13 protein-coding genes are annotated in these 14,568 nt (G+C 71.4%); all 13 read left to right on the forward strand.

The window, feature by feature from the left end; translation table 11 throughout:
- The first annotated feature begins 91 nt into the window (after window positions 1-91).
- The 13 genes from A3Q40_RS06535 (at window position 92) to A3Q40_RS06595 (ending at window position 14,512) form a co-directional block, all read left to right on the forward strand.
- Window positions 92-865 (forward strand): DivIVA domain-containing protein, encoded by a 774-nt coding sequence (locus A3Q40_RS06535; RefSeq protein ID WP_068100606.1) that lies wholly within the window; start codon window positions 92-94, stop codon window positions 863-865.
- A 172-nt stretch (window positions 866-1,037) separates the two neighbouring features.
- Window positions 1,038-1,565: a YceD family protein gene (locus A3Q40_RS06540; protein WP_068100608.1), complete on the forward strand. Its 528-nt coding sequence runs from the start codon at window positions 1,038-1,040 to the stop codon at window positions 1,563-1,565.
- A 107-nt stretch (window positions 1,566-1,672) separates the two neighbouring features.
- Window positions 1,673-1,855: a 50S ribosomal protein L32 gene (gene rpmF / locus A3Q40_RS06545; protein ID WP_068100609.1), complete on the forward strand. Its 183-nt coding sequence runs from the start codon at window positions 1,673-1,675 to the stop codon at window positions 1,853-1,855.
- Window positions 1,856-1,868: 13 nt separating this feature from the next.
- The gene (gene rnc / locus A3Q40_RS06550) at window positions 1,869-2,651 is read left to right on the forward strand and encodes a ribonuclease III (protein WP_068100610.1); all 783 of its coding nucleotides are present in this window, start codon (window positions 1,869-1,871) and stop codon (window positions 2,649-2,651) included.
- Window positions 2,652-2,658: 7 nt separating this feature from the next.
- Entirely contained in the window at window positions 2,659-3,543 is an 885-nt protein-coding gene (gene mutM, locus A3Q40_RS06555) for a bifunctional DNA-formamidopyrimidine glycosylase/DNA-(apurinic or apyrimidinic site) lyase (RefSeq protein ID WP_068100613.1), read from the forward strand.
- 52 nt (window positions 3,544-3,595) lie between these two features.
- Entirely contained in the window at window positions 3,596-4,321 is a 726-nt protein-coding gene (locus A3Q40_RS06560; RefSeq protein ID WP_068100615.1) for a response regulator, read from the forward strand.
- A gap of 49 nt (window positions 4,322-4,370) precedes the next feature.
- Window positions 4,371-6,746, forward strand: a complete 2,376-nt coding sequence (locus tag A3Q40_RS06565; protein WP_068100616.1) for a lysylphosphatidylglycerol synthase transmembrane domain-containing protein — start codon at window positions 4,371-4,373, stop codon at window positions 6,744-6,746.
- Between the two features lie 20 nt (window positions 6,747-6,766).
- Entirely contained in the window at window positions 6,767-7,177 is a 411-nt protein-coding gene (locus A3Q40_RS06570; RefSeq protein ID WP_068105456.1) for an OsmC family protein, read from the forward strand.
- A complete protein-coding gene (locus A3Q40_RS06575) occupies window positions 7,174-7,464 on the forward strand; it encodes an acylphosphatase (protein ID WP_068100620.1) in 291 nt (96 codons plus the stop codon). Before A3Q40_RS06570 ends, A3Q40_RS06575 begins: the two co-directional genes overlap by 4 nt.
- An 82-nt stretch (window positions 7,465-7,546) precedes the next feature.
- Window positions 7,547-11,152 (forward strand): chromosome segregation protein SMC, encoded by a 3,606-nt coding sequence (smc, locus tag A3Q40_RS06580; RefSeq protein ID WP_068100621.1) that lies wholly within the window; start codon window positions 7,547-7,549, stop codon window positions 11,150-11,152.
- A 38-nt stretch (window positions 11,153-11,190) separates the two neighbouring features.
- Window positions 11,191-12,624, forward strand: a complete 1,434-nt coding sequence (gene ftsY / locus A3Q40_RS06585; RefSeq protein WP_157889705.1) for a signal recognition particle-docking protein FtsY — start codon at window positions 11,191-11,193, stop codon at window positions 12,622-12,624.
- Window positions 12,625-12,810: 186 nt separating this feature from the next.
- Window positions 12,811-14,172, forward strand: a complete 1,362-nt coding sequence (locus A3Q40_RS06590; RefSeq protein ID WP_068100622.1) for an ammonium transporter — start codon at window positions 12,811-12,813, stop codon at window positions 14,170-14,172.
- A gap of 1 nt (window position 14,173) precedes the next feature.
- Window positions 14,174-14,512 (forward strand): P-II family nitrogen regulator, encoded by a 339-nt coding sequence (locus tag A3Q40_RS06595; protein WP_068100623.1) that lies wholly within the window; start codon window positions 14,174-14,176, stop codon window positions 14,510-14,512.
- Window positions 14,513-14,568: the final 56 nt, after the last annotated feature.

Consider the following 14,568-nt stretch of genomic DNA (forward strand, 5'->3'; position numbering starts at 1 on the left):
ACACTGGGTGAGCAGGCCGGTCGATGGTGGTCCCGTGGAGGACCGCCGCGACGCTGACCGGCCACCGACGACGAAGTGAGGTCCAGGAACCGTGTACCGGGTATTCGAGGCGCTCGACGAGCTCGTGGCGATCGTCGAGGAAGCGCGGGGCGTTCCGATGACCGCCGGCTGCGTCGTGCCGCGCGGCGACGTCCTCGAACTGCTCGACGACGTGCGGGACGCGATCCCGGGTGAGCTCGACGACGCGCAGGACGTGCTGGACCACCGCGACAAGCTGGTGTCGGACGCGCGGACCGGTGCGGAGAAGACGATCTCGTCGGCCAACGCCGAGGCGACGTCGACGGTCGAGAACGCGCGCGAGGAGGCCGATCGGCTGCTCGCCGACGCCAAGGCGCACGCCGATCGCATGGTCGCCGAGGCCACCGCGCACGCCGAGTCCCTCGTCGCCGACGCGACCGCGCGAGCCGATGCGACCGTCGCCGACGGCGAGCGGGAGTACGAGGACCTGGTCGAACGCGCGCGGGCCGAGGCCCAGCGGCTCACCGACAGTGGCAACGCCGCGTACGAGCGGTCCGTCGCCGACGGTGTTGCGGAACAGGAACGCCTGGTGTCGCAGACCGAGGTGGTGACGGCGGCCCACGCCGAATCCGCTCGCGTCATCGACGCCGCGCACGCCGAGTCCGACCGCCTGCGCAGCGAATGCGACCTCTACGTCGACAGCAAGCTCGCCGAGTTCGAGGAATTGCTGTCCGGCACGCTCCGTTCGGTGGGACGGGGACGGCAGCAGTTGCGGACCGGAACCGGCGTGCCGAACTACGACGCCGACTTCTCCGCCCCGCGCGGCGAGTCGCGTTCCCGCTACTGAGTCGACGAGGCCCTCTCCGACGCGACCGAAGTTGAACGGGGCGGTTCGCTCCCGTACCGTGGAGTGGTTGCCCGCACCGCCCGTGCGGCAGGCCCCTGTACTTCTGTTCTCGAAAGGTCGTTCGTTGTCTTCCGCCGCTCGTTCCCGTTCCACTGGCCCCGTCTCGGAGCTGGTGGTGGACACCCGTCGTCTCGGACGGCGTGGTGGATCGATGATGCCGGTGCAACGTACGGTGCCCGCTCCGTCGCGGATCGGGCTCGACCTGATCGCGGTGCCGGAGGGGGCGGACCTCGACCTCGATCTGCGGCTGGAGTCCGTCACCGAGGGTGTGTTGGTCAGCGGCACCGTCGATGCCGACACCGTGGGCGAGTGCTCCCGTTGCCTGGAGCCGTTCACCTCGCACGTCCAGCTCCACCTGACCGAGCTGTTCGCGTATCCCGACAGCGTGACCGACGAGACGACGGACGCGGACGACGTCTACCGGGTCGAGGACGACGCGGTCGATCTCGAGCCGCTGATCGTCGACGTGGCGGGTCTCACGTTGCCGCTCCGGCCGCTGTGCAGCGAGGACTGCCAGGGGCTGTGCCCGGAATGCGGCATCCGCCTGTCGATTGCGGAACCCGGGCATGCGCATGAGACAATTGATCCTCGCTGGGCCGGTCTGGCAGCCAAGCTGCAGGATCAGAGCTCCGATACCTAGGTCCGCAGGCGTTTTGCGCGCCCGTGCGACCAGCACCGACAAGCAGTGCTCCCGACAGGGCAGCACGTCCGACAACGCAGTAAGACCGAGTACGAGGAGAAGTAGAAGTGGCTGTCCCGAAGCGCAAGATGTCGCGGTCCAACACCCGTTCGCGACGCAGCCAGTGGAAGACCACTGCACCCACGCTGATCTCGTGCCCCAACCGCGGCTGCGGCGAGAAGACCCTGCCCCACACGGTGTGCCCGAACTGCGGCACCTACAAGGGTCGCCAGGTCTCCGCGGCTGTCTGATCGAGCATCGATCGTGACCGACCAGATCACGACGCCGTCGCCCGAGAGCGGTGAGAGCGAGCACGCATCGCTTCTCGCCGCTCTCGGCGTTTCGGTGCACCCCGAACTTCTCGAACTGGCGCTGACCCACCGTTCGTACGCGTACGAGCACGGGGGTCTGCCCACCAACGAGCGCCTCGAATTCCTCGGTGACTCGGTGCTGGGGCTGTCGATCACCGAGAAGCTCTACACCACGCACCCGGACAAGTCCGAGGGCGAGCTGGCCAAGATCCGCGCCAGCGTGGTCAACATGCACGCCCTCGCCGAGGTCGCCCGCGGTCTCGGCGACGGCGGCCTCGGTGCGCACCTGCGCTTGGGCAAGGGCGAGGAGATGACGGGCGGACGGGACAAGCCGTCCATTCTGGCCGACGGGATGGAATCCCTGCTCGGTGCGATCCACGTCCAGCACGGCATCGACACGGCACGCGAGGTGGTCCTGCGCCTGTTCGAGGACCTGCTCGAGCGTGGTCCACGTCTGGGTGCCGGACTCGACTGGAAGACCAGCCTGCAGGAACTCACCGCGGTGAAGGGTCTGGGTGTGCCGGTCTACGAGATCTCCGCGACCGGGCCGGACCACGACAAGGAGTTCACCGCCACGGTTCTCGTCGGCGGCACCCCCTTCGGTGCCGGTGTCGGCCGGACCAAGAAGGAAGCCGAGCAACGCGCTGCCGGCACCGCGTGGAACGACCTGTCCGACGGGGCCGCGGCGGTGCCCGCGGGCGGCGTCGGTACCGCGCCGACCGCCCCCGGGGTCTGACCCGCCGGTGCCCGAGCTGCCCGAGGTCGAGGTCGTACGGCGTGGTCTGGACGATCACGTCGTCGGTTCCGTGTTGCACCGCGTCGAGGTGCTTCATCCGCGCGCGGCGCGGCGGCACGAGCTCGGCAGCCTGGACCTCGAGGCCCGGCTCGCCGGAACCGAGGTGCGCGCGGTCGATCGGCGCGGCAAGTATCTCTGGCTGGTGGTCGCGCCCCCCGGCGGCGACCTCGCGCGCGCCGAAGCCATCGTGGTCCACCTCGGTATGAGCGGACAGATGCTCGTGCAGCCCACCACCGCGCCCGCCGAGAAGCACCTGCGCATCCGCGTCGACCTCGGTGACGACCGCGAACTGCGCTTCGTCGATCAACGCACCTTCGGTGGGTGGGCCGTGGCGGATCTGGTCGATTCCGGGGGCAGCCTGGTGCCCGTGCCGGTCGCGCACATCGCGCGCGATCCGCTGGATCCGCTGTTCGACGTCGAGCAGGTGGTGGCGACGATGCGCGGCAAGCACACCGAGATCAAACGTGCCCTGCTCGACCAGACCGTCGTCTCGGGCGTCGGCAACATCTACGCCGACGAGTCGTTGTGGCGCAGCAAGATTCACGGTGCCCGCCTGACCGATTCCCTCACCCGGCCGGCCCTGCGGCGGGTGCTGCACCACGCCCACGCCGTGATGGGGGAGGCCCTGGCCCAGGGCGGCACGTCGTTCGATGCGCTCTACGTCAACGTCAACGGCCAGTCCGGGTACTTCGATCGGTCCCTCGCCGCCTACGGGCAGGAGGGCCTGCCGTGCCCGCGTTGCGGCGCCCCCATCCGGCGGGAGAAGTTCATGAACCGCTCGTCCTTCAGCTGCCCCCGGTGTCAGCCCCGTCCGCGGGTGCGGCGCGCGTAAGGAACGCGCAAACGAGCCGGGTTCCCGTCTCCGGTTCGGCCATGATGGACCCGTGACCTCGGGACAACCTTCCGCGGCCGGCGACGCGCCGCCGCGTACGCGCGTGCTCGTGGTCGACGACGAGCCGGGGCTGGTGCGGGCGCTGCGCATCAACCTCGGTGTCCGCGGCTACGACGTCACGACGGCGACCACGGGCGCCGGAGCGTTGCGTGCGGCGGCGGACACCAAGCCGGACGTGGTGGTGCTCGATCTCGGCCTGCCGGACCTGGACGGGCTCGAGGTGCTCGCCGGACTCCGGGGGTGGACGACGGTGCCGGTCGTGGTGCTTTCGGCGCGGACCGATTCGGCGGACAAGGTCGACGCCCTCGACGCCGGCGCGGACGACTACGTGACCAAGCCGTTCGGCATGGACGAATTCCTCGCTCGCCTGCGGGCGGCGGTCCGTCGCGGGGCGGTCGCCGCGTCGGGCGATGCGGAGCCGGTTGTCGAGACCGACTCGTTCACCGTCGACCTCACGGCGAAGACGGTCACGCGAGGCGGCGCGGCAGTGCACCTCACGCCGACGGAGTGGGGGATGCTCGAGATGCTCGTGCGGCACCGCGGGCGCCTCGTGAGTCAGAAGGAGGTGCTCCGGCAGGTGTGGGGGCCGGCGTACGAATCGGAAACGCACTATCTGCGTGTCTATCTCGGCCAACTCCGCCGCAAGCTCGAAGCGGATCCCTCGCATCCCCGGCACCTGCTCACCGAGGCCGGGATGGGCTACCGGTTCCAGGTCTGACCTGCCTGCCTGCGGCTTCGAGTCGCTCGCCCGGGTTAGGTTGACCAGCGTGTTGGTCGACGGACGCCAGATCTCGGTGCACGGGAACGTGTTGCAACCGTTGACCCGTCGCACGAGCGACATCCTGCGGGTCGTCGCGTCCGCCGTCTTCCTCGGCCTCGTGATCGTGGGGTCGGTGATCACGCGCAGCCAGTGGATGGCCCTCGAGCGGTCCATCTCCGACATCGTCGGCGTCCTCACCCCGAGCCAGTCCAACGCCGTCTACCTGGTCTACAGCATCGCCATTCTCGCGTTGCCGTTCACAGTGCTCGCCGGCCTCGTCGCGGCGCGGCGATGGCGTCTGCTCGGCGGGTACCTCGCCGCGGCGGCGATCGCGGCGCTCTCGCTCTCCATCAGCCCCAGTGGCATCTCCGCACCCGGCTGGCACATCGACGAATCCACCCGGCTGGACACCCTCGCCTCCCAGGTTCTCGACGACCCGCGATGGATCGCCATCGTGGCCGCCGTGCTCACCGTGTCGGGGCCCGGCCTGCCGGCTCGGTGGCGTCGGGCCTGGTGGTTCCTGCTCCTCGCGTTCGTCCCCATCCACCTCGTGGTCAGCACCGTGGTTCCCGCCCGGTCGCTGATCGGCCTCTCGGTCGGTTGGCTCGCCGGGTCACTGGTGGTGTGGGTGGTGGGGACCCCGGCCCTCGAGGTGCCGCTCGACCGTGCGGTCCGCGAACTGGAACGCCGCGGCGTGTCGGTCTCCGCGCTGACCGTCCTGCGCCCCGCCGGCCTGGGTCCGCTGCTGCTGTCCGCGGACACGGGCGCCGCCGGCCCGGGCGCCGTGGTCGAACTCTTCGGCCCCAACCAGCGCAGCCGGGGCGCGCTCCGGTACGCCCGACGCATCGTGACCCTCCGGCCCAGCGAGAACGCTCCGCTGCACGCCTCGCAGCGCCGCGCGGTGGAACACCGTGCGCTCATGGGCATCGCCGTCGACGCGCTCGGCGTCTCGGCGGTCACTCCCACCGCGGTGGCGGACCTGGGCCGCGGGTGGGTCCTCTACGCCCACAGCGTGGCCCGCGGTCGTCCACTCGAACCGGGACGCGACCGAGACGTCGTCGCGTTGTGGCGGACCCTCGGCGTCCTCCGTGCCCGGCAGATCGCCCACGGCTCGCTGCGCGCGTCCGACGTCCGGATCGACGTCGACGGCACCGCGCTGCTGGACGGATTCGGGACCGCGGAGCTGGGCGCGTCCCCGGCGCGACTGCGCTCCGATGCCGCGCAGTTGCTCCTGACCTCGGCGGCCCTGGTCGGCCCGGACGCCGCCGTCGACACCGCCCTGGACCGGCTGGGCCCGACGGACGTGGTGGGGGCGTCCCGCCGACTGACGCCGTCGGCGATACCCCGCCTCGTCCGAGACGAGGTCCCGGACGCCAAGGCCCTCATGACCGCCACCCGCGACACGGTGGCCGCGCGGACCGGCATCGGCACCATCACTGCCGAGCAGGTCACCCGGTTCTCCCGTAACCAGATCATCCAGCTGGTCCTGCTCATCGCGCTCGTCTACGTGGCGTATCCGTTCGTCGGGCAGTTGCCGACCTTCGCGACGGAACTGCGGTCGATCGACTGGGGTTGGGCCGCACTGGGACTCGTGATCTCCGGCGCGACGTACTTCGGAGCCGCGGCCGCTCTGTGGGCGTGTGCGAGCGGGCTCGTGAGCTACTGGCACACGACGGTCATGCAGGTGGCCAACACGTTCGCCGCGACCACGACCCCGGCGGGCGTCGGCGGGCTCGCCCTCTCGGTGCGGTTCCTGCAGAAGGGCGGCGTGTCGGTGGCGCGGTCCACCGCGGCGGTCGCGCTGCAGCAGCTGGTGCAGGTCATCGCCCACGTCACGCTGCTCGTCGCGTTCTCCGTGGCGGCGGGCCAGACGGCCGACATCACGCGCTTCGTTCCCGGCGCGACCATCCTCTATCTCGTGGCCGGCGTCGCGTTCGGCGCGCTCGGCGCCTTCCTGTTCGTCCCCACGCTCCGGCGATTCCTCCGGACGGCGGTACGGCCGCAACTGGCCGAGGTGTGGGCGGATCTGCGGGAGCTGGCGCGCAGCCCCGGCCGATTCGCCCTCATCGTCGCCGGCTGCGCGGCCACGACGCTCGGTGCCGCCGCGGCGCTCTGGGTGAGTGTGCAGGCCTTCGGCGGCGGCACCACCTTCGTCACCGTCACGGTGGTCACGATGATCGGCGGAACCCTGGCCTCGGCCGCACCCACGCCGGGCGGCGTCGGTGCGGTGGAGGCGGCGCTGATCGGCGGCCTCGCCGCCTTCGGACTCCCCGCGGCGGTGGCCGTGCCGTCGGTTCTGCTCTACCGGGTGCTCACGTGCTGGATCCCGGTATTCCTCGGCTGGCCGATCATGCGGTGGATGACCCGACGCGAGCTGATCTGATCACCCCCTACGATCGGGCCATGGCTGAACTCTGGGTCGAGCGCACCGGCACCCGCCGCTACACGGGCAAGAGCGACCGCGGGGCGGAGGTGCTGATCGGGTCCGAGGACGTCCCCGGCGTGTTCACCCCCGGCGAGCTGCTCAAGATCGCGCTCGCCGCGTGCACCGGGATGAGTTCGGACCGACCCCTCGCGCGTCGACTCGGCGAGAACTACGACGCGACCGTGCGTGTCTCGGGTACCGCGGACCGGGAGAACGAGGTCTACCCGCGGCTCGAGGAGATCCTCGAGGTCGATCTCAGCGAGTTGGACGCCGAGGCGCAGGAGCGGTTGCTCACCGTGGTCACCAAGGCCGTCGACAAGGTCTGCACCGTCGGACGCACCCTGAAGGCCGGCACCGAGATCGACCTCACGGTGGCGGTCGACGGATGAGCAGCCCGTCGGCGGAGGACCAGCGACTCGACGCCTGGGTGCACGGCACCGTCCAGGGCGTCGGCTTCCGGTGGTGGACCCGCTCCCGGGCGCTCGAACTCGGCCTGGTCGGCTCGGCCACCAACACCGCCGACGGCCGGGTGCACGTGGTCGCGGAGGGGCCGAGCGACCGACTCGACGCGCTGCTCGCCGCGCTGCGGTCCGACGCGACGCCCGGTTCGGTGACCACCGTGGTGGACAGCCGCGGTCCCGCGCGGGGCGGCCTGTCGGGCTTCGTCGAGCGGTAGGCTGCTCAGCCGTGCCTCCGACCGAATCCGCGTACCCGACGCGCGTGCGCGCTGCCGTACGGGACACGGGGCCGAGGCAGCCGTGCACCTGAAGAGTCTCACGCTCAAGGGCTTCAAGTCCTTCGCGTCCGCGACCACCCTGCGCTTCGAGCCGGGCATCACCTGCGTCGTCGGGCCCAACGGTTCCGGCAAGTCCAACGTGGTCGACGCCCTCACCTGGGTGATGGGTGAGCAGGGCGCCAAGGCCCTGCGCGGCGGGAAGATGGAGGACGTCATCTTCGCCGGCACGTCCGGCCGGGCGGCCTTGGGGCGTGCCGAGGTGACGCTGACCATCGACAACGCCGACGGTGCGTTGCCGATCGACTACTCCGAGGTCTCCATCACGCGGCGGATGTTCCGCGACGGGGCCGGGGAGTACGAGATCAACGGATCGTCCTGCCGCTTGATGGACGTCCAGGAGCTGCTCAGCGACTCCGGCATCGGCCGTGAGATGCACGTCATCGTCGGCCAGGGCCGTCTCGCCGCCATTCTCGAGTCGCGGCCGGAGGACCGCCGTGCCTTCATCGAGGAGGCCGCCGGTGTCCTGAAACACCGCAAGCGCAAGGAGAAGGCGCTTCGCAAGCTGGATGCGATGCAGGCCAACCTCGCTCGGCTGACCGACCTCACCACCGAACTGCGTCGCCAGCTCAAGCCGCTCGGTCGGCAGGCCGAGGTCGCGCGCCGGGCGCAGACCGTGCAGGCCGATCTGCGCGACGCCCGCCTCCGTCTCGCGGCGGACGATCTGGTGACCCGGCGTCGGGAACTGGCGGAACAGACCCGCGACGAGGACCGAATTCGCACCGAGCAGGCCGCCGTCGCCGATGCGCTCGCCGAGGGCGAGGCGGTCCTCGCGCGAGCGGAGGCGGAGCTGGCCCAGCTCACCCCCAGTGCCGAGGCGGCCGCGGCCGGGTGGTTCGAGCTCTCCGCGCTGGCGGAACGGGTGAGCGCCACGGTGCGCATCGCCACCGAACGGGCGCGCCATCTCGACGGCGCGGCGGACGATCGCGGCGGGCCCGATCCCGACGAACTCGACGAGCGCGCCGAGGAGATGGCGGAGGAAGAGGAGCGGCTCGCGGAGGCCGTCGAGATCGCGCGCGAGGCGCTCGACGCCGCCCGGGACGCGTTGTCCGAGCGTGAGGCCGCCGCCGCCGACGCCGACCGTGCGCACGCCGCCGCGGTGCGGGCCGTCGCCGACCGCCGCGAAGGGTTGGCGCGCTTGGCCGGCCGCCTCGACGGTCTGCGGGCGCGGGTCGAGTCCCACGACGCCGAGCTGACCCGACTCGCGGCCGCCATCGAGGAGGCGACGTCGCGCGGGGACGAGGCACGCACGGAATTCGAGACCGTGCAGGACCGCGTCGGTGAGCTCGATGCCGGCGAGGCCGGGCTGGATCTGCAGCACGAGCGCGCCGTCGACGCGGCGGCGCGTGCCGACGCGCGCGTGGCCGAACTGCAGGCGCAGGAGCGGGAGGCGGCGCACCGGGTCGCCTCGCTGCGGGCCCGCATCGAGGCCCTCGAGACCACGCTCGACCGCGGCGACGGGGGCGCGTGGCTGGCCGACCGAGGCCTGGCGGACGGTGGCCGGCTCGGCGACCATCTCACCGTCGCGGCCGGGTACGAGGTGGCGGTGGCCGCGGCCCTCGGTGCCGGTGCGGACGCCGTCGTGGTCTCGTCCGGCGACCGCGCACACGAGGCGCTACGGGTCCTGCGCGACGACGACGGGGGTCGCGCGGCCATCGTCCACCGCACCGCGTCGCGGACCGACGGTTCCGGGGCGGGACGCGACGGGCGGGACGACGGGACCTCGCCGGGCGTGTCGGCGCTGTCCGTCGTGACCGCCGGCGACGCGGTCCGCGGTGCCGTCGCGTCGCTGCTCGCGGACGTCCGCATCGTCGAGACGGCAGCCGAGGCGGCCGCCGTCGTCGACACCGATCCCCGCGCCCGCGCCGTCACCCGGCGGGGCGACCTGCTCGGCCACGGGTGGATCACCGGTGGCTCGGATCGCCGTCCGAGTTCCCTCGAGGTCCAGGCCACCATCGACGAGTCCACGGCCGAGCTGGCCGAGTACGAGCGACGGGTCGGGGAGGCGCTGGCGGCGCTGTCCGGCGCGCTCGCCGAACAGGCGGACCGCCGGGAGGTCGCCGAGCAGGCACTCGCCGCCCTCACCGAGTCCGACGCGGCCATGTCCGCTGTCTACGAGCAGCTCGGCCGGCTCGGTCAGGTCGCTCGGGTGGCGCAGCAGGACGCCGATCGCCTCCGTGAGCAGCGTCGGCGGGTGGAGGAGCAGCGCGACGAGGCCGCGGCCGCGCTCGCCGAGCACGAGGAACGGGTGCGGCTCGCCGAGGACGACGCCGCCGGTGACGGGGACGACGGGGACGCCGGGGAGGAGTGGGCCCTCGCCCGCGAGGAGGCAGCCGCCGCCGTCACCGAGGTGCGCGCGGTGGAGGTCGAGGCACGACTGGCCCTGCGGACGGCGGAGGAACGCGCCGCGTCCGTGCGGGGCCGGGCGGAGGGCCTGCGTCGTCAGGCGCGGATCGAGCGCGAGGCCCGCGCCCGCGCCGAGGTCGCCCGGGCGCGGCGGGCCCGCTCGGCCGCCGTCGCCGCCGCGGTGGCGGAGTCCGGTGCCGCCCTCACGGAGCGGCTCGAACTCGTCGTCGCCGATGCTGCCGCCACCCGCGACGAGCTGACGCGTCGCCGCACCGACCGCGCGGCCGAGGTCGAGCGCACCCGCGAGCAGGTCCGCGCCCTGGCGGCCCGGGTCGCGCAACTGACCGACGCGGCGCATCGGGACGAGGTGGCCAAGGCGCAGGCCGTGCTGCGGATCGAGCAGCTCGAACAGGGCGTCGTCGAGCAGTTCGCCATCGCTCCCGACGACCTGATCGCCGAATACGGGCCCGATGTCACCCTGCCGCCCACCGACCTCGAACTCGCCGAGTACGAGCAGGCGAAGGAACGGGGAGAGCAGGTGACCCGTCCGGCGCCCCTGCCGTTCGATCGCGCCGAGCAGGAACGCCGCGTCAAACGGGCCGAGCGGGATCTGGCGACCCTGGGCAAGGTGAACCCGTTGGCGCTCGAGGAGTTCGCCGCGCTCGAGGAGCGCTACAACTTCCTCTCCACCCAGCTCGAGGACGTCAAGAGTGCGCGGAAGGACCTCCTGGGGGTCGTCGCGGACGTGGACGCACGGATCCTGCAGGTGTTCACCGACGCCTACGCCGACGTCGAGCGGGAGTTCGTCGGAGTGTTCGCCACGCTGTTCCCCGGCGGCGAGGGACGGTTGGTGCTGACCGACCCGTCGGACATGCTCACCACCGGCATCGAGGTCGAGGCCCGGCCGCCGGGCAAGAAGGTCAAGCGGCTCTCGCTGCTCTCCGGCGGGGAGAAGTCGCTGACGGCGGTGGCGATGCTCGTCGCGATCTTCCGGGCCCGTCCGTCCCCGTTCTACGTCATGGACGAGGTGGAGGCGGCGCTCGACGACACCAACCTCCGACGCCTGATCTCCCTCTTCGAGCAGTTGCGGGAGAAATCGCAGCTGATCGTCATCACGCACCAGAAGCCGACCATGGAGGTCGCGGACGCGCTGTACGGGGTGAGCATGCGCGGCGACGGCATCACCACGGTCATCTCGCAACGTCTGCCCCGCGCCGCCGGCTGACACCCTGAGACACCTCGGGGCGCGGCCGTCCTGAGACACTGGTGGACGTGACCACCGAACTCTGGATCGTCGTAGCCGCTGTCCTGGCACTTCTCGTCGTCGTGCTCGTCGTCGGGTCGGTGTTGGCGCGCCGTCGACGGATCTCGCTCCGCGGTGACACCGAGGAGAAGCCGCGGGAGGTCGACCGTTCCGGCGGGTACAAGGCGAGTACGGGCTTCGACTTCTCCCGCGGCACGGCGGCTCCTCCCGAGCCGGTGCGTCGGGAACCCGCTCGGCCGGACCTTCCGGGGGAGCGCACCGACACCGACGACCAGCCGCGGGTGGGCGACGACGCCAGCGTGCCGCGCGACGCGCCGAAGCGCGGGATCACCGACGTCACGTTGCCCGAACCCGCCGCGGCGCCCGAGGCGTCGGCGGCGCCGGAGGCTCCGGCCGCGCCCACCGAACCCGCTGCACCCGGAGTTCCGGCCGCTCCCGAGACGCCCGCTGCGCCCGAGGCCCCCGCCGCACCGGCGCCCGCGCCCGAGGCCGCACCGGTGCTCGACGACATCGATCCCACCGAGGGACGGTTGCACCGGCTGCGCGGCCGACTCTCGCGCTCGCAGAACGCCGTCGGGCGCTCGTTGCTGGGTCTGCTCGGCGGCGGCGACCTCGACGAGGATTCCTGGGAGGAAGTCGAGGACACGCTCCTGGTGGCGGACCTCGGCAGCGCGGCGACCGGCGAGATCGTCGCCACCCTGCGCGAGCAGATGGCCGTGCGCAACGTCCGGACCGAGAGCGAGGCCCGCGCCCTGCTGCGCGAGGTGTTGATCGGTCAGCTCACGCCGTCGTTCGATCGCTCGATCCGCGCGCTCCCGCACGGTGATCGCCCGTCGGTGCTCCTGGTCGTCGGTGTCAACGGAACGGGAAAGACCACCACGACGGGCAAGCTCGCCCGCGTCCTGGTCGCCGACGGCCGACGCGTGATCCTGGGCGCGGCCGACACCTTTCGCGCCGCGGCCGCCGACCAGTTGCAGACGTGGGCGGAGCGCGTCGGCGCCGACGTGGTCCGGGGCAATGAGGGGGCGGATCCCGCTGCGGTGGCGTTCGATGCTGTCAGTCGCGGCATCGCCGACGGAGTCGACTGCGTGCTGGTCGACACGGCGGGTCGCCTGCACACCAAGACCGGCCTGATGGACGAACTCGGCAAGGTCAAGCGGGTCATCGAGAAGAAGGCACCGGTGGACGACGTGCTGCTGGTGCTCGACGCCACGATCGGTCAGAACGGTCTGGCGCAGGCCCGGGTGTTCGCGCAGGTGGTCGACATCACCGGTGTGGTCCTGACGAAGCTCGACGGAACCGCCAAGGGCGGCATCGTCTTCCAGGTGCAGCGCGAGCTCGGCGTACCGGTGAAACTGGTCGGGCTGGGGGAGGGCGCGGACGACCTCGCACCCTTCGATCCGGCCGCGTTCGTGGACGCTCTGCTGGGCTGATCGGCGTGCGTTCGGCCCGGGGTCCGGCCCGGGACGCCGTCGCGCAACACGTTCGCAACATGATCGGTCGCGGCGTTCACACGGCCGAAACCCCGTGGTGTCGCCGCGGAAACAGCCACTGAGCACTCTTCTCTCCAGGTATTCAGCCACCGTCGGCTGGGCCGAGGTACAAGGAGGAGGCTCGAGGTGGATTTCCCCGTAATCGGTGCACCCGACACCGGTGACACAGCATGGATGCTGACCAGCGCAGCATTCGTGTTGCTCATGGTCCCGGGACTGGCGTTCTTCTACGGCGGCATGGTCCGCGCGAAGAGCGTCCTGAACATGATCATGATGAGCGTGTCCGCGATGGGTGTCGTGGGCGTGCTGTGGGTGCTGTACGGCTATTCGATGGTCTTCGGCGAGGACAAGGCCGGCATCGTCGGTGATCCCCTGCAGTTCTTCGGCCTGAAGGGCCTGATCGGCGGCACCTACCTGGCCGGCGAGGACGAGGCCGGCGCCCTGGTGGACGCGGCGATCCCGCTGGTGGGCACCATCCCCGCCACGGTGTTCGTCTCCTTCCAGGCCATGTTCGCCATCCTCACGGTGGCCCTGATCTCCGGTGCGGTCGCCGACCGTCTGCGCTTCGGACCGTGGATGCTCTTCGCCGCACTCTGGGCGACCCTGGTCTACTTCCCCGTGGCGCACTGGGTGTTCTCCTTCGACGAGGTCACCACGCAGACGGGCGGCTGGATCGCCAACAAGGTCGAGGCCATCGACTTCGCCGGTGGCACCGCGGTCCACATCAACGCCGGTGCGGCCGGTCTGGTGCTCGCTCTGATCCTCGGCAAGCGCAAGGGATGGCCGAAGACGCCGTTCCGCCCGCACAACCTCCCCTTCGTCATGCTCGGCGCGGGCCTGCTGTGGTTCGGCTGGTTCGGCTTCAACGCCGGCTCCGCCGTCGGCTCCAACGGCATCGCGGGTGCCACGTTCGTCACCACCATCGCCGCCACCGCGGCCGCGATGCTCGCCTGGCTGCTCACCGAGCGCATCCGCGACGGTCACGCCACCTCCCTCGGCGGCGCGTCGGGCATCGTCGCCGGCCTGGTGGCCATCACCCCCGCCTGCAGCTCGGTCAACATCCTCGGCGCGCTGGTCATCGGCGTGGTCTCCGGTGTGCTCTGCGCCCTCGCGGTCGGCCTGAAGTTCCGCTTCGGCTACGACGACTCGCTCGACGTCGTGGGCGTCCACCTGGTCGGTGGTCTGGTCGGCACCATCCTGGTCGGCTTCGTCGCCACCGAGGAGGCCCCGGCCGGTGTCACCGGACTGTTCTACGGCGGCGGCGCGTCGCAGCTGTGGGCTCAGCTCATCGGTGCGGGCGCGGTCCTGCTCTACTCTCTGGTGGGAACAGCCATCGTGGCGCTCATCGTCAAGTACACCGTGGGCCTGCGCATCGACGACGAGGGCGAGTCCCTCGGCGCCGATGAATCCGAACACGCCGAGACGGGCTACGACTTCGCAGCCCTCGGCGGATCTTCCATGGGCCGCGTGCCCGCCAAGGAGGCGTGAGATGAAGTTGATCACCGCAATCGTCAAGCCGTTCACCCTCGAGGACGTCAAGACGGGTCTCGAGCAGGCCGGGATCCTCGGCATGACCGTCAGCGAGGTCCAGGGGTACGGCCGGCAGAAGGGCCACACCGAGGTCTACCGCGGTGCGGAGTACTCGGTGGACTTCGTGCCGAAGGTGCGCGTGGAGGTCGTCGTCGACGACGCGGCCGTGGACAAGGTGGTCGAGGTGATCGTCGAGGCGGCACGCACCGGCAAGATCGGTGACGGCAAGGTCTGGGTCTCGCCGGTCGAGGCCGTGGTCCGGGTACGGACGGGGGAGCGCGGCACCGACGCGCTCTGACCCCGTATCCCGCTGGGACCGGCCGTGATTCCACCCGAGAAACGTGGTGGGGTCAC

It is taken from the genome of Rhodococcus sp. PBTS 1, assembly GCF_001620025.1.
In the GTDB taxonomy this organism is placed as follows: domain Bacteria; phylum Actinomycetota; class Actinomycetes; order Mycobacteriales; family Mycobacteriaceae; genus Rhodococcoides; species Rhodococcoides kroppenstedtii.

Bases quoted from the DNA above. Each gene is read 5' to 3' on its own strand.
- A3Q40_RS06570 (WP_068105456.1), top strand. From the start codon at position 6,767: ATGGCTGAACTCTGGGTCGAGCGCACCGGCACCCGCCGCTACACGGGC.
- A3Q40_RS06575 (WP_068100620.1), top strand. From the start codon at position 7,174: ATGAGCAGCCCGTCGGCGGAGGACCAGCGACTCGACGCCTGGGTGCAC.
- A3Q40_RS06595 (WP_068100623.1), top strand. From the start codon at position 14,174: ATGAAGTTGATCACCGCAATCGTCAAGCCGTTCACCCTCGAGGACGTC.